Below are 17,993 nucleotides of genomic sequence, written 5' to 3'. Positions count from 1 at the left end.
GCATGCGTTTTGCCGTTCTCGGCAGTGGTAGCCAAGGGAATGGCACGCTGATAGCCAGCAACAACACCTGTATCCTGGTCGATTGCGGTTTCTCCTTGCGAGAAACCGAGCGCCGCCTGGTTCGGTTGGGCGTCAGCCCACACCAGCTGAGCGCGATTCTGGTCACCCACGAACATGCCGACCACGTGCATGGCGTGGGTTTGCTGTCTCGGCGCTACAATTTGCCGGTGTACATGAGTCGTGGTACTCAGCGCGGGATGCGCAAGCCGTTGGAACCTGCCGGCTTCGTGGCGGATGGCGAGACGTTGCAGATCGGGGCATTGAGTGTCCATGTGACCCGCGTTGCCCATGATGCCCAGGAGCCTACCCAGTATGTGTTCAGCGACGGTCAGCGGCGTTTCGGCCTGTTGACCGATCTGGGTTCATATTGCGCAGGCATCCTGGACAGCTATCGCGACCTGGATGCGCTCATGATCGAGGCTAACCATTGCCGCGACCTGCTTGCCCGTGGTCACTACCCCGCGTTTCTCAAACGGCGGGTCGGTGGTCAGGAAGGACATTTGAACAACCATCAGGCCGCAAGCCTGGTGGCCGAGTTGGGCTGGCAGGACCTGCAACACCTGGTACTGGCTCACCTCAGCAGCAAGAACAACCTGCCGCAGCTGGCCCGGCAATGTTTTGTCGACACCCTTGGGTGCGACCCGGACTGGCTGCAACTGGCCGATCAAGATTCAGGGCTCGACTGGCGCACAATCGCCTAGCCCACCTACTTAGCATGCGGAGCCCATCATGGAAAAACGTGAAGAACTCTATCGCGGTAAAGCGAAATCGGTTTACAAGACCGATGACGAAAACCGCTTGATCCTGTTGTTTCGCAACGACACCTCGGCGTTCGACGGTAAGCGTATCGAACAGCTCGACCGCAAAGGCATGGTGAACAACAAGTTCAACGCCTTCATCATGCAGAAACTCGAAGAAGCCGGCGTGCCGACCCAATTCGACAAACTGCTGGGTGACAACGAATGCCTGGTGAAAAAGCTCGACATGATCCCGGTCGAATGCGTTGTGCGTAACTACGCAGCGGGCAGCCTGGTCAAGCGCCTGGGTGTCGAAGAGGGCATGAAGCTCAACCCGCACACCTTCGAACTGTTCCTCAAGGACGACGCCAAGGGCGACCCGTTCATCAACGAATCCCACGTCGTGGCATTCGGTTGGGGCACTGCCGAGCAGCTGGTTCGCATGAAAGAACTGTCGCTCAAGGTCAACGAAGTCCTGAACAAACTGTTCGACGACGCCGGCTTGCTGCTGGTGGACTTCAAGCTTGAATTCGGCGTATTCCACGACGGCTCCATCGTCCTGGGTGACGAATTCAGCCCGGACGGCTGCCGTCTGTGGGACAAGGCCACCGGCAAGAAAATGGACAAGGACCGCTTCCGCCAGGGTCTGGGCGACGTTATCGAAGCCTACGAAGAAGTTGCCCAGCGCCTCGGCGTCCCGCTTTAAGCCGTAAAAGCGCGCAAGCAACTGATAGCACGCGATTTTTTTGAAATAAGGCTTTGCCTGAAACAAAAAGCGCTGTTATCATGCGCGCCGTTGGAGAGATGCCAGAGTGGCCGAATGGGACGGATTCGAAATCCGTTGTACTGGCGACAGTACCTAGGGTTCGAATCCCTATCTCTCCGCCATTATTGAATAAGACTAAGCCCCTGAAATGGTTGAACATTTCAGGGGCTTTTTCGTGGGCGGGGATAAAATTAGGGCAGTTTTAGGACAAGGCTGCATCGTAAAAAATTGCTTTCTGCATGCGGGCTACCTAGATGCGCACTTATAAATTCCGAGTATGAGCCTTTCTCGCTCGTATTTTTATCCTGCCTTGTGACCCTTGAGGGGAGGCGAGCAGGAATCTTTTTCAGGTCATATTGTGGGAGTTCTAAACCCCAACATCTCCGACACAACCCCTGCCATGCTCTTGGTGTCTCGAGGTATCCATCTTCCATAGTGTTTTCGCACCATAGTTGTATCTGCATGTCCCAGTTGTCGTGCGACCCATTCAACTGGCACATAGCTCGATAGCATCTGACTGGCAAATGTATGCCGGCACTGATTGGCACCGCGGTGCCGGATCTCTGCCTTTTTTAGGTGCGAGGTAAACCAGTTGCTCAGGGTCTTGCCGTTCCAAAGCAGTCTGCTGGTACTACTACGGAACAAGAATCGGACCTTTTGTTTTTTGCTGGTGATGTTGTCGCGTTGAATCACTTTAATCTCTACGCATGGAGCTTGCGAGGCGTCGGCAAGAATCTCACGCATTAGTGCTAGAGCAGGGTCGATCAACTCGACGGTGCGCAATCTAGAGCGTTCTTTGGGCACTTTGAACTCGCCAACGACTGACGCTCTGCGCACATGAACGGTGCCTGCTTCAAGATCTACGTCTTCCACTGCGAGTGCGATCACTTCAGACAATGACAGCCCGGCCCAGCAGTTGAACATAATCATGCGGGCTTCAGGCATACGAGTAGGGTCTGCTTTGCCTATTTGCGCGATCTCTTCCCGGCTGAATGGGTCGGCGTGCTCGAGGTCGGCGTCAGTACCCACATTGCTGATTCGATCTAGAGGGTTAGCTTTCAGAATCCCGTCGCCAAAAGCGTTGGCCCAGACGCCCCTTATAACCGTAAAAATGTCATTCACAGTCTTGGGGGCGAGCCCTTGTTTTAGCAACTGAGCCTGGAACAGTTCAATGTCACTTTTGCTGATATCGACGATCTTCGATTTGCCGAACTTTTTCTCGACGTGCAGTGCCTTGCTCGCGTAGTTGGTGGCTGTGCTTGAGGCCCGTAGGGCGCGCTGGACTTCCATCCAGCGCTGAATGCCTTCTGAGACAGTTCGCTTTGTAGAGTGGCCGCCAGTGCCTGAGAACATGGCCGCGCGTGGAGAGTCGGGAAAGTGGGTCGCGTAATCAAAACGACCCTCTTTAATTTCAGCCAAGATCGTGCGGCGCTTGTTGTCTGCGTAAGCAATTGCGGACTTGTTGACCTTCACGATGCCGGCCAGTGGCTCTCTACACCGCTGGCCATGAAGCATGAACGATATGCGTAATTGCTTACCGTTCAGCTCCACGCCGGTTGGCATTTTGTCTGTCATGGCTGGCCAGCCATCCACTTCTCAATCTCTGAGCGGTTGTAGACGATCACATTGGCTGGGTCCCAACGCCAATGTCTGCCTTCTAACCATTTACCGCTGGAGCGGTATTTACGAGCGGCCTCGGTGCTGATGCCAAAGGTGGGCGGCAATAACTCCTGGCGGAACCAAGCACCTGGGGTAATAAAAAAATCCATCTTTCGTACGGCGCTCATGGTTTAACCCTCTGGAAATCGTTGCTCTTGCAGTGCGTATACCCCACTACAAGCTGCGCGGGCGGGCGATTCTTAGCGTTTAGCGTTGCATCAACATGTGCTGCCCCGCGCAGCTTTACGTGGGGTATAAGCACCCCCGCAGTGGCGCGAAAAGCTTTAGTAATGCCTGCTGCTGCGCAGCAGAGACTGTTTTTTACAGGCGTGTCGATCCCATTGGTGTTGCGGAGTAAAGCGGGCAGGGGCAAGTGGTTGGTCAGTAAGTGCGTCATGCCGCTTTTCTCCGGGTGCAGGGTTCGGGTTGATGCTTGCGGCCATCGGCCTGGCCGTTGCGGTAGCCGAGCCAATAGAGCAAGGCCGCGCTCAATATCAAAAAGATCAGTGCGCTGATCTGGGTAGGGGTCATGTGGTGTGCTCCTGGTACGGCGCTGGTGGTGGCAGCGTCTAGCTAGTCGTCTTTATTCGGTGAATCGCTTTGCGCTCTGGCCAGCTCCTCGTCGGCCTTGTACGCACGAATGTCGATCAGCGCGGCAATGTGCCGGATGTGAACGAACTTCGGCGCCTTACGGCTGCTGTCGAGCGTGATCACGGGTATTTGAATCCGGCCGCTGATGATCTCTGCCGTAAACGACTGCTCGTTGAGGTGCCGGAAGTACTGCACGCGCAGCTTGTCGAGGGGGATCAGCACATCACCGAAATTTCGGTACAGCAGCTCTACGGTGTCCGCATCCGGTGCTGGCAGCAGCCGTAGCGGGCTTTGATTGGAATTACTCATGGGCTGGCGTACTCGGTTTGGGGTGAAGGCGGGCCGGGTGGTTCCAGGCATTCAGGCAGTGGCGCTTGGTCAGTTCGCGCAAATGTTCCGGCACTTCAAGGAGCGCAGCGTTGCGCTCCTCGCGTGTCGGCATGGCCACGATCTGCCGAGCGTATTCCCTAGGCCACGTCACGGTGATCAGCCGGAATTGCTGGAAGAGCCAGGCCCAACTGCTCGGCCAGCCAAGCGATACCGGGCTGACGCACACGGGTTGATTGGCTGTACTGCATGCCAAGTTCAGCGTGGAACCAATTGCTGTCCTTTATCCGCAGATATTCACGGTCCCGAACCGGGAAGGCCGGCAAGTTACGCTCGTTGAGCAGGCCTTTTTCGCGCATCAACTTAATCAGTTTTGGACGGGTAGTGCTCAGGCACACAGCGGCTTTGGCGAGGGTGCGTTCCATAACACCCCCTAGGCTGCGAGTGCGGCAGGAGCTGCCGACGCGACCAAGTGATCGAGCGACTGCAGTAGCCGGTTAAAGCTGTGCTGATCGTCGCCATAAGCCGTAAAGCACTGAGTGCGCGGATAACTGTCTCCGGCGACCAGAATCGCCGTGATGCCTTTACGGCTCTGCGTACGATGCACTGCCAGGCTGACAGCCTCGTCCAGACCGACATCAAGCAACAACGAGCCGCCATAGCGCACCAGCTGGCGCAGCTGCTCTTGTTGATTGGCATCCAGTAGCTGGCCGCGGTCTACAGATTCAGTACGCAGCCGCGGAATGGCGGGTTCGGCAGTGTCCATGCGGCCAGTGGCGATGGACTCAATAAATTCTGCGAGCATCAGGTGCTTGTCTTTTTCGGCGTCGTTCACCGTCAGGCTGTGCTTCTCGTCGCCGGTAACAATGGTGAAAAGCGTGCTGGTGGAGCTGCGCTCAACCTGCAGCACGAAGATCAACGGCAGGTTGGTATTTTTGAAGCTGCACGAGTGGTGAAACGCGCCGTTCAAATTGACCTGCGCAGCCAGCAGGCGAAGGGTTTTATCAGTCAAAGAAAACCGGTTCATGCTGCATGCCCTCCGTTGTTCGGATCGAACGGGGCAGGGTGCTTGCTGTGCGGGACCAGTCGGGGCTTGCGGTTGTGGAGGATGACCAGACAGCCGGTGGTGGCTTGCAACTGCTCGATCATTCGACGGTCACTGGCGCACGCTGGGTGGACGTGCAGGGTTGCTGTGGTGTGCATGGTGTTGCCTCGCTCTGTGGTGGGAGAGTGAGGCTAATATCAACCAGTGGTTGCTAAAAGTCAACTGATTGGCCTTGTGTGCGTGATGGCATATTGACCTAATCTTTTGATAGAGTGAATAAGAAAGCTGTTCAATCCGAGTTAATTGGCTTTGTAAAGTGAAATTACTAGGTGCTAATACTTACAAAGTCTGTGCTCAGAAACTTAAGGAAATATATGCTTGGTTATTTCTCAAGAAAATCTAAGGGCGTAGGGAGCGGGGTCGATATTATGAAGAATGAACCAAAAGCAGAAGCTGTGAAATCGATTCCTAATGATGTTCCAATGATTTGTACGTTTGATTTGGAAAGAGAAGCTGTTGAGTTACTTGAAAAAAACTTATTCAATTGCGTAACTGGTAGTCTTGGTGGCGTGATGGAGGTCCCAAATACTCAGCGTGATTCTCAACATCTACTGCAGGCGCAGCATCTAATTCCTGAGAACTTACATGAGTTTGATATATCTATAATTGATCTGGGATGTAAGAATAGAGTTGCTTATAGTCGTAACGAGCATCTTGATTTAAAACATGTTGGAGCAAATGTTACCTACGCGCTTTTAAGCCAATTTCCTCAACATGTATTTGATTTTAAACCTTTTGGTGTTAACGCACTGCGGACTAGGCTTGAAGATTTTTTATCTAAAGGTTCTATATTAATTATTTTTTCTGACTCTAAAAATATTGTAGACTATCAGTTGGTTAAGATTGCATCAAATGGTAATACTTATGACGATAGTTTGAATCATTCTAATATGAATTTTTATAATGATTTCCCTAAGGCTATAAATAGAAAGGGTACTAGGGTTAAGCCCGTAGAAAGTTCGTTGGGGCTAACTGAGTTGGTGTTAAAATATATGCAGGAGGGAGAATATTCTGTTGTATTCGAACATCCTGAGCATTGGGACTATAGTTTAAATAAAAGAGTTCTCAATAATGAGTTTGTCCCGTTGGCTTTGAATGGGGGCGGAGAGATAGTTTCTTATGTTCATGATGTAAGTGGGGGGACTGTTTTTGTTTTTCCGCAAGTTTCGGACAAAGGATCATTTTTGTACGAGCTTTTTAATGTACACCTTGCTCAGCATTTTCCCAAGATATTCCCATATAGTGGTCAGTTCGGTTGGCTTGATGATGGATCATACCCATTGCCAGGAGAGGCTGAGTTACTTTGTGAAAAAGTAAAATTGCAAAATAAATATCAAAAGGATATTGAGCAAAATCAAAAATCTTTAGCTGCAATAAAAGAAGATAGTAAGTTTTTGAGAGATATTCTTACTGAGTCGGGGGATAAGTTGGTCTCTGCGATTAAGGTTTATTTAGAGTGGCTAGGTTTTGATTCGGTTGTTAATATGGATGAAACGCAGCGCGATGGTTTTGAAGAAGACTTGCAAGTGGATTGTGGTGACAAACTGTTAGTGGTTGAGGTGAAGGGGATAGGTGGGACTTCTACGGATAAGGCATGCTCACAGATAAGTAAAATAAAATTTAGGCGCGCGGAGCAGCGAGGGCGATTTGATGTTTTTGGTCTTTATATAGTCAATCATCAGCGTTATGTATCCCCTGTAGATAGACAAAACCCACCATTTACCGATCACCAAGTTAACGATGCTCGGCTAGATAAAAGAGGATTGGTAACAACTTATGATCTTTATCGGGCGTATTTTCTTGTTGTAGGCGGCGTTATTAAAAAAGAATATGTAAGAGAGCAGTTGTTTCAGTTTGGGGTCGTAGGGTTTCATCCTTCAGGAATGATAAGTTTTGGTCAGCCGAGAGAGATGTATAAAAATAATACAATATTAATATTAGATATTGATAAGGTGTCTTTGGCGATCGGTATGAGGTTAGTGGCGAAAAAGGGTGATCTGTATTCGATTCATATAATTAAGTCGTTACGCGTTAATGAGGTTGATGTGCCTGAGGTAAGTTCTGGGCAAGTAGGTGTTGGGCTTGATAAGGGGGTGCCTAATCGCTCTGAAATACTGCTTTTGTCTGATATTTAGTTACTCTGGAATAAACGACCCAACCACCTTCCCACAGATCTGCGTCTCTTCCGTGATATCAATGATTGGATATTGCGGATTGATTGGCCGTAGATAAACCCTTCCTGCATCCGAATCCAGCACCTTGAAAGTCACTTCATTGGTGCGCGGCACCCGTGCGACCACTCGATCACCGTTATTGAACTGAGTTTCAGGATCAACAAATATGATGCAGCCAGTGGGATAGCTTCTACCTGGTCCCGGATTGGTCATGGAGTCACCCAAAACCTTCAGCGCATAACCGCTTTGGCTGATAGGCACAGGGCAGGAGATCCAGGTGTCAGCATCGTAAGGCTCGAAATTACAGATGGCCTCACACCAGGCGCCAGCCTGTACCCACGATATAAGCGGAACCTTGCCGAAGCGTTCAACTATGCCGCTGACATTGCTTTCGTCGCCTACCTTCAACTGATGAGCAACAATCTCAGTGGTCTGCTCTTTTGGCAGAACCCCGTATTCCAGCCATTCCCGGCGCACTTTCAGCCAGTCGCACAGGGCAACCATGCTGTCCGCTTCTGCCATAGCCTCGCCATTCAGCCACTTACTAATGGCTTGGGTGGTTTTGTGAACTCCCACGCTTTTCAGGCGCTTGTGAATGTCCACTCCGCGTCCACGGCTACGGATGCCGGCGTCGTCGAGTGCTTCGTGTAGGCGCGAGCTGAACTCTGCGCGTAATTCGTCTTTATCAACCATAGGTTGAGACTCTCATAGAGCTTGCGCAATTGTCAGTTGATGTTTAATATCAACCGCGAGTTGATAAGTGGAGCTTGCAATGCTGAACCCCGCGGATTTTCCGAATGCCATTGCGTTCGCGTTTGAAGCTGTAGGTGGTATCGGTGCCGCAGCCAGGGTGTGTGAACGTAGCTACCAGGCGCTGAATAAATGGCGTCTGGCGGCATGTTTGCCCCGTACTGATTACACCGGTGAAACCCGTTATGCCGAGTTACTGGCAACAGCAGCACAGAAAAAAGGTCACTCGTTTGAGGCTACCTGGTTGCTTGAAGCATCTTCGCCCCATAAGGCTGCAGCATAGTTTAGAAAGAAAAAAGGCGACCAATAAGGCCGCCCAGTTCCTCCCGGGGCACACCACCACAGTGTCGCCGGGTCGCGGACAAGATAGGCGGGCACACCACATGCAATTCCGCCTCCCTTAACCGCGCTTTCCAAGGCTCGGAAGCTTTGGGTTGCTGCCTTATCCACCACAGATCTGGCAGCTGTTGCGCCAGAGGTGAGCGACGGATCGCTTGCCTCGGCACGGTGCCGGTTTTGGTCTTGCGGACCTGGCCGGCTTTTGGGCCCTTTCAAGCCACGCGGCAAATGTACCACCACAGCACGCCGCGCGGCACTGGCAACATTCAAGGATTAATGCCATGAGCCGTATTGCTCTTAGTTGCACCCAACGAGCGCGCCGCGAAATTCTGCCGCTCGATCTGGCCCTGTATCACGCTGCCCGTGACTACCCGGGTGGCGCTGCCGCCATCGCCGCCACCACCGGCCGCAATCCCACCACGCTGCAGCACAAGCTGTCTCCGACCCACCCAAGTCACACGGTGAATGTTCAAGAGTTCGCTGAGATCCTGGAGCTGACCAAAGACCGCCGCATCCTTGATGCGGTGCACGCGTTAGTGGGGGACACGATCTGGCAGGAGTTGGCTGAGGCCTATACCGACGATATGCCCGAGACGCTAACCACTGGCCTTGCCGTGTATTTCCGTCAGGTAGCCGATCTGGCCGACACCTGGGCCAAGAGCATTGGCGACGGGGTGGTCAATGACCGCGAACTGGCCGAGATTCGCCTGCAGGTGTTTCGTGGCATTCAGGGGCTGCTGGGCATGTTCAATCGCGCCTGCTACGTCAACTCGACCACGCGGGGTGCTGACCGTGGCTGATATTGCAGATTTTGCTAATGACCTGGTGCAGGAACGCATTGACCTGGCACTGGCGGCGCGCAAAGCGCAGCCGGCGTTTGCGTCTTTCGAGTTTTGTGTGGACTGCAATTCATCGATTCCCCTGGCCCGTCGTCTGGCCGTCACCAGCTGTACGCGCTGTGCAGTCTGCCAACAACTGAACGAACAAGTAGGTACCCGTTATGCTCGATGACGTTCTCGGTCAATTCGCTGACCACGGCCTTGAGCCTGCGCAACCACTCACGTTCGGCAAGCTGACCCGCTGCAAGACTACGCAGGACAAGGGTAAAGAGAAAAACGGCTGGTACGTGATCCATGAGCACCGCACCGAGAAAAACGAAACTCTGATTTTTGGTAGCTATGGTGATTGGCGGACGGGCGACAGCAACAAGATCAAGGTCAAGGCCGGGCGCATGAGCCAGGAGGAGCGTGACGTTATGCGCGCTCGTCAGGAAGAAGGTAAGCGCCGCGCCGCTGAGATTGCCGCGAACGCCGCACGCCGTGCTGCCAATCGTGCATCTGGTCTGTTTAAGCGTATGCCGGAGAAGGGTCGTAGCGCTTATCTGGATCGCAAGCAGATCGTCGGCATGGGCGTGCGTTATGCCCCGCGCTCCGGTGCTGTGTTGGTGCCGATGAGCAACGTGCGGGATCAGATCGTCGGGCTACAGGTGATCTACCCCGAAAAACAACAGGACACCGGCCGCGACAAATCCTATTGGCCCTATGGCATGTCCAAAGAGGGCGCTTTCCACCTGATTGGCCCACACCCTGAGCCGGGCGAACCCGTCCTGGTGTGTGAGGGCTACGCCACCGGCGCAAGCCTGCATATGGCCACCTCGTTGACGGTGGCCATTGCGTTTGACGCGGGCAATTTGAGCGTGGTGGCCAAGGCCATGCGCGAGCGTTTCCCGGGTCGTGCCCTGATCGTCTGCCGCGATGATGACTGGAAGACCAAACGCCCCAATGGCGAGCCTTGGAACCCGGGTGAAGAGAAGGGCAGCAATGCGGCCTTGATCGTTGGCGGCCAGGTGGTTGGGCCGGTCTTTTCGGGCGAGCGCGAGATCAAATGGACCGACTTCAACGATCTGCATTGTGCTGAAGGTTTGGATGCTGTCCGCCGCCAGGTGTTGTCGGTGGTCCGGCCGCCTGCTGCAGGGGGCTGGAAAGACCAGCTGGCACGCACTGAAAACGGCTCGTTGATCGCACATATGCAGAACGTCGAACTGATCCTCGGTAACGATGAGCGCTGGGCCGGTGTGATCACTTTCAGCGCCTTCAGCTCCAAGATCGTCAAATTGCGCACGCCCCCGTACGGCGGCGGCACCGGGGACTGGGGCGATATCGACGATATCCGGGTGATGAAGTGGCTGGCCCAGCAATACAACCTGCGCGTCAAAGCCTCTAGCGTGATTGAGGCGGTCAGCGTTGTTGCCCATGACAACTCCTTTCACCCGGTACGCAACTACCTGAACAAGCTTGAATGGGACCGCGTGCCGCGCCTCGAGACCTGGCTGACCACGGTCATGGGTGTGGCCCAAAGCGGTTACAGCGCCAAGGTCGGCAAGCGCTGGATGATCTCGGCGGTTGCCCGGGTGATGCGCCCAGGCTGCAAAGCTGACTCGGTGATGATCCTTGAAGGCGGGCAGGGCGAAGGCAAGTCCACGGCCATGAGCATCCTCGGCGGCGACTGGTTTATGGATACGCCGTTTGCTCTGGGCGACAAGGACGGCTTTCAGGCGATCCGTGGTAAATGGATCATCGAACTGGGCGAGTTGGATAGCTTCAACAAGGCCGAAAGCACCAAGGCCAAGCAGTTTTTCTCGGCATCCACCGACACCTACCGAGAGAGCTACGGCCGCAGAACAAATGACGTGCCACGCCAGTGTGTTTTCGTGGGTACCACGAACCAGGACGAATACCTCAAAGACGCCACGGGCAACCGCCGTTATTGGCCGGTGGCCTGCACCAAGGTCGATCTGGAGCAACTGCGCGAGATCCGTGACCAACTCTGGGCTGAGGCGATGTTTTGTTATGAGGCAGGCGATATCTGGTGGGTCAACCGCGATGAAACCGCGATGTTCTCCGAAGCCCAGGACGAGCGTTTTGTGGTGGATGAATGGGAAGGCCCGATCCTCAACTGGCTGGAAGAGTCGCAGATCGGCGAAACCACCAGCGGCAGTGAAGTGTTGGCCAGCGCGCTCAAACTCGACTTCGGCCACTGGGGCAAACCCGAGCAGATGCGCGTAGGCGCGATCATGCACCGGCTTGGATGGCGTCGCGTGCGCTTGCCAGCTCTGGCCAAGAGTGGTCAGCGTCCCTGGGCGTACAAGAAGCCTGATAACTGGGGTGGTCACTCAGCCCTGCAGGTGCAGAAGATCGAGGAGCCTTGCTTTGATTAAGCATATCGACACCATGCTCAAGCTCTGGGCAGAGGATCTGCACAGCGCAGCGCCTGAAGGTGCAGGCAGTGGCAACATGATTGCCATGCTGATGGAAACCAAAGGCGAGCTGATTCGCGGCACACGGGGTAGTCGGGTACTGCTCGATGAGTCGGCCGACATTGAGTTGATCGTCAATAAACACCTGCCGCCGCAGTTGTCGGTGGTGGTACGCGAGCACTACTGCAACCACGACAGCTTCCTGTCGCAGAAGATCACTCACTGCGGGTGCTGCCGGAAAACCTACTACGAGCGGCTGCACGAAGCTCATGAATGCATTGCTGATCTGCTGCTCGGGAAAAAAGCTGCGTGATCGATGCCTCTCCCTTTGCTCGCCAATTATCTACGGCCCACCTTGTCCCGCTGCTTTCAACGGCAGTGGGTCAAGCGCAGCCCGCGCCGTTGCTGGTCTGTCCCACTGTCCCGCCTGTTAGTGCCCCTCGCACATGTGAGCGTAGCGGGCAGCGACACGCGCGTTTCACGCGCATGCGTGCTTTTAATAATCTTTCTATATACGAGGGAAAAGTAAAAGAAGTAGGACAGTGGGTCAGAGCCTTTGATTTAGGCGCCCTCCTTTGTCCCACCTTGACCCAGAGCAGTGGGGCAGGGCAGACAACCGCCAAAAGCGCTAGCCGGGGTGATGTATTCGCCGACATTCCCCCGGCGTTCAGCTGCCTAACCCACTTATTCGCCGGTGGCATTAAAACCCGCTTGCTGCCAGTAAATTCCACCTGTAAAAAGTAGTCATCTTCGATAGGTGCGACCGCAGAGAGCGGCCGACACCCACCACTAAACCCGGCCATTGCGCCGGGTTTTTTGCGTTTAGGGGCAGGTAATGACAACAGAGCAACAAGCGTTAGCAGATATGCCGATCTGGTTAGTGATTGCACTGTCCTTGGTTGGCGGGGTGTCGGGAGAAATGTGGCGAGCGGACAAGGACGGTGCAAGCGGCTGGTCTTTGGTGCGGCGCTTGGCTTTACGGTCAGGTGCCTGTGTCGGCTGCGGCTTGTCCACGATGATGTTGCTACACGCCAACGGTGTGTCGATCTGGGCAGCATCGGCAGTGGGCTGCCTCACAGCGATGGCCGGGGCGGACGTCGCAATTGGCCTTTACGAGCGCTGGGCTGCAAAACGTCTCGGAGTTTGTGAAATTCCTCCCGGTTCTGACAAATCAGAATAATTATCGTCTCTCAAATCCTGCCGGGGACCCTGAGGAATTTCGGGGGGTACGGGGCAGGAAACCCGCGGGAAATCGTTAGCCGCAGGGCTGGCAGCTTATTGAAATTCAATCCATTGAAATTGAAAGGCTTGCATTGAAAAGCCATTGAAAAGGAGGGTTTGTGACAGCCCCCATCTTTCTGTCGAAGAGTGCCTTTGCGGCCTATATCGGCAAGGCGCCGAGCTACATCACCTGGCTTAGAAAGAACAACCGGCTGGTCCTGTCGGCGGATGAAAGACAGATCAATGTTGAAGAGACCATTGCCCTAATCCGCGACACGGCAGACCCCACTAAAGCCGCCGTTGCCGCTCGGCATCAGGAGGGGCGAGTGCAGCGCGACGTGACCAGTCAGTTGTCTCCTCTGGTCGAATCCACGCCGAACATGGCTGCGCCGCAGCCGGCCATCAGCCCGGCAGGCAAGCAACCCGACTTTCAAAGAGCCCGTGCCCACCGCGAGTACTACCTGGCGCAACTGGCCGAGGCCGAATTTCACAAGGTCCAAGGTTCACAAGTCGAGCTGGAGGCGGTCAAAACCGGCGCCTTCAATGCGGGACGTTTGCTGCGCGATCAGTTGCTGGGCATGCCGCCGCAACTGGCGCCGGAGCTGGCCTCTATGACTGACCCTTGGGAAATCGAGCGCCGTTTGACCGCTGCCATCCGCGCCTCGCTGGAGGACGCTGAGCGTATGTCCTCGGCTGATCTGGTTCACGCCCTCAACAACAAGAGTTAACCCATGCCCACGGAAACCCCGAACGGTGCAGAGGTGTACCGCGAGGCGTATTTCCGTGGGCTACGGCCTGACCCGTCGTTGTGGGTCGACCAGTGGGCCGATGAATACATGCGTATCCCGCGTGACACCGGCGCCGCCGAGCCCGGTCAATACCGCACCTCGCGCACACCTTATGCACGCGAGCCCATGCGCTGCCTGTCGCCGGGTCACCCCTGCAAGCGTGTGGTCACGATGGTGGCCTCACAGCTGATGAAAACCCAGATCGCTTTGAACTGGATTGGCGGCCTGATCCATATGGTGCCGTCCAATATCCTGACCCTGCTGCCAAGCCTCAGCCTGGCCAAGCGGGTGTCGTCGCGCATCAGCAAGACCATCAAAGCCACGCCGGTACTGCGTGAGCGTGTCGCGGCCAACCGCTCGCGGGACGCACGCAACACAATGGACACCAAAGAGTTTGAAGGCGGCTCGCTGTACGTCACCACCGCTGGCTCTGCGGCCAACCTGGCCGAGCTGTCGGCCCGCTACATCTACGGCGATGAGATCGATCGCTGGGATGTGGACGTGGGTGAAGAGGGTGACCCGATCGAGCTGGCCGAAACTCGGGGCAGTACCTTCGGGCGTAACGCAAAGTTTTACTTCTCCAGCTCACCGACGATCAAGGGCGCCTCGCGTATCGCCGACCTCTTTGAGACCAGCGACCAGCGTTACTACTACGTCCCATGCCCAACCTGCGGCCACATGCAGGTGCTGGAATGGGAAAGCCTGCACTACTCGGCGGATTACAGCGTGGTGCATTACCAATGCGCCGGGCCCGATTGTGACGTGCTGATTGAGGAGCACCACAAGGGCCAGATGCTGGCCCGGGGCGAATGGCGATCCCATGCTCAGGGAGACGGCGAAACCATAGGCTTTCACCTCAACGCCCTGTATTCACCGCTTGGCTGGATGGATTGGCGTTCGCTGGCCAAGCAATTTGAAAAGGCCAAGAAGGCGCAGAACCGTGGTGATCTTGAACCCATGCAGGTGTTTTACAACACCCGCCTGGCCAAGGTTTGGGACAGCGCCCAAGAGCAGACCAAAGCGGACGTGCTGAAAGAGCGCGCGCGCCGCGAAACCTACGGTTTGGGGTCGATGACCCAGCGCGTATTGATGCTCACCGCATCGGTCGACGTACAAGCCAATCGCCTTGAACTGATGGTGATGGGCTGGGGTGTCGGCATGGAACGCTGGATCATCGACTACCAGGTGATCTGGGGCGACCCGGCAGACGATCGCACCTGGGCCGTGCTCGATGAAAAGCTCAAGGTGCGTTATCCGCATCCTTGTGGCGTTGGGCTCGGCATCCTTGCCACCGCCGTCGACTCCGGCGGTCACCACACGGACGAGGTTTATCAGTTCTGTCGCCTTCGCCGGTGGCGCAATATCTTTGCCATCAAGGGTGCGAGCAAGCCGGGCAAACCGGTTATTGCGCAACGCCCGTCAATGGTCGACGTCACCTGGAAAGGCCAGACGGAACGCAACGGCGCCGAGCTGTGGTTTGTCGGTACCGACACCGCCAAGGACTGGATCTACAACCGATACCCATTTGAAGATGGGCCGGGCGCGCTGCACTTTGCCAACGACCTGCCGGATGACTTCTTCGACCAGTGCGTGGCCGAGCGCAAGGTGGCGCGCTACGTCAAAGGCTACAAGCGCATCGAATGGGTCAAAGGCAAAGCCGAGCGCAACGAAGCGCTCGACCTGATGGTGTACTGCTTAGCGATGGCGCATTACCTGGGCCTGAACCGCTACAAGGAACACGACTGGGAGCGCATTCGCCAAGCTCTGGCGCAGGCCGGGCTATTCGATGACAAACCGCCCGCAGTCGAGCGTATTGCCGTCACCGCTGCAACTGAGCCGGCACCTGTGCAACAACCAGTTGATCCTGCTCCAGCATCCGAACTAACCCCGGCGGCACCACCTCAGCCGGTTGCACGACTCCCTCAACGTCGCAGCTCCAGCAGCGGCTATCTCAAGAGACGCTGATTATGTCCTTTACCCAAAAGCACCTCGACGCGGTTGAGTCGGCCATCGCGCGCGGCGAGAAAACCGTGCGCTACGCCGACCGCACCGTGGAGTACCGCACGGTGGATGAGCTGCTAAAGGCCCGCGATCAGATCCGCACTTCGCTGGTCGCTTCGGCGGGGCCGCGCTCGCGGGTGATCCGGCTTTATCACGGAGGCAAGGGACACTAATGGCACGCCAATATCCAACCCTGACCCGCAACGGCTTTTTACTGCCGGAGCGGATCAAAGCCAGTTACGAAGGGGCTGGTGAGGGCAGGCGTTCGGCCAGTTGGGACGCGCCCGATATCGGCATCAACAGCATCAATACCCCGGCCTTGCGCAATTTGCGCGCCCGTTCGCGGGCAGCGGTGCGCAATGATCCCTACGCCTTTAACGTCATCGACAAGCGCGTCAGTAACCTGATCGGCACTGGCATCACCCCTCGACCCAAGATCGAGGACGATGCTCTGCGCAAGTTGCAGCAAGACTTGTGGGACGACTGGGTGGACGAATCGGACCCCGATGGCCTGACCGACTTCTACGGCCAGCAGGCCTTGATTGCCCGCACCGTGGAAACTGCCGGTGAGTGCTTTGTGCGTCTGCGACCACGGGGCCAGGACGAGGATCTGGCGGTACCGCTGCAGCTTCAGGTACTGGCTCCCGAGTTTGTGCCGCACGACAAATTTGAGCCGGCCAAAAACGGTAACAGCATCCGCGCCGGGATCGAGTTCAACCCGGCTCACCAGCGCGTGGCCTACTGGATGTACCGCGTTCACCCGCGTGATGCATCGTCGTTGAACGCCGGTTACAACCAGTTGGTGCGGATACCGGCGGAACAGGTGCTGCATATCTTTGAGCCGGTCGAGCCCGGCCAGTTGCGCGGGGTGCCGCGTTTGGCACCTGTGCTCAAGCGTTTGCGTAGTCTGGACAACTACGACGATGCAGTGCTGTTTCGTCAGGAGGTGGCCAACCTGTTTGCCGGGTTCATTAGCCGACCGCCGCCCGAAGCCTCGCAGCAGCCCCGGGACCCGGTCACGGGCCAGTTGCTAAGCGAAGACCGCGACGGCTTCACGCCGATGGTCGCGCTGGAGCCAGGCACCATGCAAGAACTGGGGCCTGGTGAAGAGGTGGAGTTCTCCAAACCACCGGACGCCGGCAACAACTACCCGGACTTTATGCGTCAACAATTGATGGCCGCTGCCGCCGGTACCGGCACGCCTTACGAGATCCTCACCGGCGATATGCGCGAGGTTAACGATCGTGCGCTGCGTGTGGTGCTCAACGAATTCCGTCGGCGACTGGAGCAGCTGCAGTTCGGCGTATACGTGCACCAGCTGTGCCGCCCGGTGCGGGCCGCATGGATGGATATGGCTGTGTTGGCAGGGCGCCTCAAGCTCGACAACTACGCGCAACGGCGCCGCGAATACCTGCGCACCCGCTGGGTACCGCAGGGCTGGGCCTATATCCAGCCGGTGCAGGACATTCAGGCGCGAATGATGGAGGTCAATGCGGGCTTCAACTCCCGCAGCGAAATGGTCCTGCGTTCGGGCTATGACGCCGAAACCGTCGACGCTGAAAACGCTGCCGATCAGGCCCGCGCCCGAGACCTGGGCCTCAACTACAAAACGCTCGTCGACTTGCCAGAAGAGCCTGCCGACAAGGAGAAACCATGAACAGGCTACGCATTTTCAACAAAGCCGGAGACCCACCGGCGACGCAAAACAAACACTGGTACAGCCTGAAGGCCAGCGGCGAGGCCGAGACCCGCAGCATTGAGGTCTATGTCTACGGTGAGATCGGTACCTGGGGCATCACTGCCAACCAGTTTGTGCGTGACCTTGCAGCGCTCGATGACGGCGTGTCGCCAATCGTTGTGGCCTTTAACAGCATCGGCGGCGACCTGTTTGACGGTCTTGCCATTCACAACGCGCTGTCGCGACTTGGCGAGCGCTGCACCGGCCGAGTGGATGCTTTGGCAGCCAGCGCGGCCAGTGTCGCGGTGTGCGGCGCTCACAAGGTCGTGATCGCGTCCAATGCCATGCTGATGATCCACAACCCCTACACCTACGCATCCGGCGATGCAGAGGGTCTGCGCAAGGTCGCCGCCGCACTGGATCAGGCGCTGGAAGTCATCATTGCAGCCTACAAATCCAAGTCGCCGAACATTGACGAGGTGGAGCTGCGGCGTCTGGTCAATGCTGAAACCTGGCTCACGGCGAGCGAGGCAGTGGCCTT

At 56.1% G+C, this 17,993-nt stretch carries 23 protein-coding genes and 1 tRNA gene; 15 read left to right on the top strand and 9 right to left on the bottom strand.

Annotation, left to right across the window (positions count from 1 at the left end; genetic code table 11):
- The first annotated feature begins 2 nt into the window (after positions 1-2).
- The 3 genes from AWM69_RS20365 to AWM69_RS20355 all read left to right on the top strand — a co-directional run bounded on the left by AWM69_RS20365 (position 3) and on the right by AWM69_RS20355 (position 1,685).
- On the top strand, positions 3-761 hold the full coding sequence (locus AWM69_RS20365) for an MBL fold metallo-hydrolase (protein WP_048382352.1): 759 nt from the start codon (positions 3-5) through the stop codon (positions 759-761).
- 28 nt (positions 762-789) lie between these two features.
- On the top strand, positions 790-1,503 hold the full coding sequence (gene purC, locus AWM69_RS20360; RefSeq protein ID WP_048382353.1) for a phosphoribosylaminoimidazolesuccinocarboxamide synthase: 714 nt from the start codon (positions 790-792) through the stop codon (positions 1,501-1,503).
- 92 nt (positions 1,504-1,595) lie between these two features.
- Positions 1,596-1,685 (top strand) — tRNA-Ser (locus tag AWM69_RS20355).
- 229 nt (positions 1,686-1,914) lie between these two features.
- Here AWM69_RS20355 and AWM69_RS20350 read toward each other — a convergent pair.
- The 8 genes from AWM69_RS20350 to AWM69_RS20315 form a co-directional block, all read right to left on the bottom strand.
- Entirely contained in the window at positions 1,915-3,138 is a 1,224-nt protein-coding gene (locus tag AWM69_RS20350; RefSeq protein WP_218728199.1) for an Arm DNA-binding domain-containing protein, read from the bottom strand.
- Positions 3,135-3,350, bottom strand: coding sequence for an excisionase family protein (gene xisR / locus AWM69_RS20345; protein WP_218728198.1), 216 nt, complete (start codon positions 3,348-3,350; stop codon positions 3,135-3,137). Before xisR ends, AWM69_RS20350 begins: the two co-directional genes overlap by 4 nt.
- A gap of 265 nt (positions 3,351-3,615) precedes the next feature.
- Positions 3,616-3,753 (bottom strand): hypothetical protein, encoded by a 138-nt coding sequence (locus tag AWM69_RS20340; protein ID WP_218728197.1) that lies wholly within the window; start codon positions 3,751-3,753, stop codon positions 3,616-3,618.
- 42 nt (positions 3,754-3,795) lie between these two features.
- Positions 3,796-4,122, bottom strand: a complete 327-nt coding sequence (locus AWM69_RS20335) for a pyocin activator PrtN family protein (RefSeq protein ID WP_218728195.1) — start codon at positions 4,120-4,122, stop codon at positions 3,796-3,798.
- The gene (locus AWM69_RS20330; RefSeq protein ID WP_218728194.1) at positions 4,115-4,255 is read right to left on the bottom strand and encodes a hypothetical protein; all 141 of its coding nucleotides are present in this window, start codon (positions 4,253-4,255) and stop codon (positions 4,115-4,117) included. Before AWM69_RS20330 ends, AWM69_RS20335 begins: the two co-directional genes overlap by 8 nt.
- A gap of 25 nt (positions 4,256-4,280) precedes the next feature.
- Positions 4,281-4,565, bottom strand: a complete 285-nt coding sequence (locus tag AWM69_RS20325; protein ID WP_218728192.1) for a phage antirepressor KilAC domain-containing protein — start codon at positions 4,563-4,565, stop codon at positions 4,281-4,283.
- 8 nt (positions 4,566-4,573) lie between these two features.
- On the bottom strand, positions 4,574-5,167 hold the full coding sequence (locus tag AWM69_RS20320; protein ID WP_218728191.1) for a hypothetical protein: 594 nt from the start codon (positions 5,165-5,167) through the stop codon (positions 4,574-4,576).
- Positions 5,164-5,343 (bottom strand): hypothetical protein, encoded by a 180-nt coding sequence (locus tag AWM69_RS20315; RefSeq protein WP_218728189.1) that lies wholly within the window; start codon positions 5,341-5,343, stop codon positions 5,164-5,166. Before AWM69_RS20315 ends, AWM69_RS20320 begins: the two co-directional genes overlap by 4 nt.
- A gap of 216 nt (positions 5,344-5,559) precedes the next feature.
- Between AWM69_RS20315 and AWM69_RS20310 the strand changes: the two genes are divergently transcribed.
- Positions 5,560-7,380, top strand: coding sequence for a hypothetical protein (locus AWM69_RS20310; RefSeq protein ID WP_218728187.1), 1,821 nt, complete (start codon positions 5,560-5,562; stop codon positions 7,378-7,380).
- Here AWM69_RS20310 and AWM69_RS20305 read toward each other — a convergent pair whose 3' ends face one another.
- A complete protein-coding gene (locus AWM69_RS20305; RefSeq protein ID WP_218728186.1) occupies positions 7,381-8,112 on the bottom strand; it encodes a LexA family transcriptional regulator in 732 nt (243 codons plus the stop codon).
- 79 nt (positions 8,113-8,191) lie between these two features.
- On the opposite strand from AWM69_RS20305, the gene AWM69_RS20300 reads away from it, so the two are divergent.
- The 11 genes from AWM69_RS20300 to AWM69_RS20250 form a co-directional block, all read left to right on the top strand.
- Positions 8,192-8,452 (top strand): hypothetical protein, encoded by a 261-nt coding sequence (locus AWM69_RS20300; protein WP_218728184.1) that lies wholly within the window; start codon positions 8,192-8,194, stop codon positions 8,450-8,452.
- Positions 8,453-8,789: 337 nt separating this feature from the next.
- The gene (locus AWM69_RS20295; protein ID WP_048383174.1) at positions 8,790-9,308 is read left to right on the top strand and encodes a phage regulatory CII family protein; all 519 of its coding nucleotides are present in this window, start codon (positions 8,790-8,792) and stop codon (positions 9,306-9,308) included.
- The gene (locus AWM69_RS20290; protein WP_218728183.1) at positions 9,301-9,519 is read left to right on the top strand and encodes a TraR/DksA C4-type zinc finger protein; all 219 of its coding nucleotides are present in this window, start codon (positions 9,301-9,303) and stop codon (positions 9,517-9,519) included. Before AWM69_RS20295 ends, AWM69_RS20290 begins: the two co-directional genes overlap by 8 nt.
- Entirely contained in the window at positions 9,509-11,725 is a 2,217-nt protein-coding gene (locus AWM69_RS20285) for a VapE domain-containing protein (protein WP_218728181.1), read from the top strand. Before AWM69_RS20290 ends, AWM69_RS20285 begins: the two co-directional genes overlap by 11 nt.
- Positions 11,718-12,077, top strand: a complete 360-nt coding sequence (locus tag AWM69_RS20280) for a hypothetical protein (protein ID WP_218728179.1) — start codon at positions 11,718-11,720, stop codon at positions 12,075-12,077. The genes AWM69_RS20285 and AWM69_RS20280 overlap by 8 nt, the downstream gene beginning before the upstream one ends.
- A 522-nt stretch (positions 12,078-12,599) precedes the next feature.
- On the top strand, positions 12,600-12,944 hold the full coding sequence (locus AWM69_RS20275; RefSeq protein WP_218728177.1) for a phage holin family protein: 345 nt from the start codon (positions 12,600-12,602) through the stop codon (positions 12,942-12,944).
- Positions 12,945-13,104: 160 nt separating this feature from the next.
- Positions 13,105-13,713, top strand: a complete 609-nt coding sequence (locus AWM69_RS20270; protein WP_218728176.1) for a terminase small subunit — start codon at positions 13,105-13,107, stop codon at positions 13,711-13,713.
- A 3-nt stretch (positions 13,714-13,716) separates the two neighbouring features.
- On the top strand, positions 13,717-15,738 hold the full coding sequence (locus tag AWM69_RS20265) for a phage terminase large subunit family protein (RefSeq protein WP_218728174.1): 2,022 nt from the start codon (positions 13,717-13,719) through the stop codon (positions 15,736-15,738).
- Between the two features lie 2 nt (positions 15,739-15,740).
- On the top strand, positions 15,741-15,947 hold the full coding sequence (locus tag AWM69_RS20260) for a phage head-tail joining protein (RefSeq protein ID WP_218728173.1): 207 nt from the start codon (positions 15,741-15,743) through the stop codon (positions 15,945-15,947).
- Positions 15,947-17,431: a phage portal protein gene (locus AWM69_RS20255; RefSeq protein ID WP_218728172.1), complete on the top strand. Its 1,485-nt coding sequence runs from the start codon at positions 15,947-15,949 to the stop codon at positions 17,429-17,431. Before AWM69_RS20260 ends, AWM69_RS20255 begins: the two co-directional genes overlap by 1 nt.
- On the top strand, positions 17,428-17,993 hold a 566-nt coding region (locus tag AWM69_RS20250), incomplete at its 3' end, for a head maturation protease, ClpP-related (protein ID WP_218728171.1). The genes AWM69_RS20255 and AWM69_RS20250, both read left to right, overlap by 4 nt.

The sequence above is a fragment of the Pseudomonas sp. D1HM genome (assembly GCF_019266105.1).
In the GTDB taxonomy this organism is placed as follows: Bacteria; Pseudomonadota; Gammaproteobacteria; order Pseudomonadales; family Pseudomonadaceae; genus Aquipseudomonas; species Aquipseudomonas taetrolens.
The sequence above is the reverse complement of the archived record's forward strand: the minus strand, read 5'-3'. Positions and strand labels throughout refer to the sequence as shown.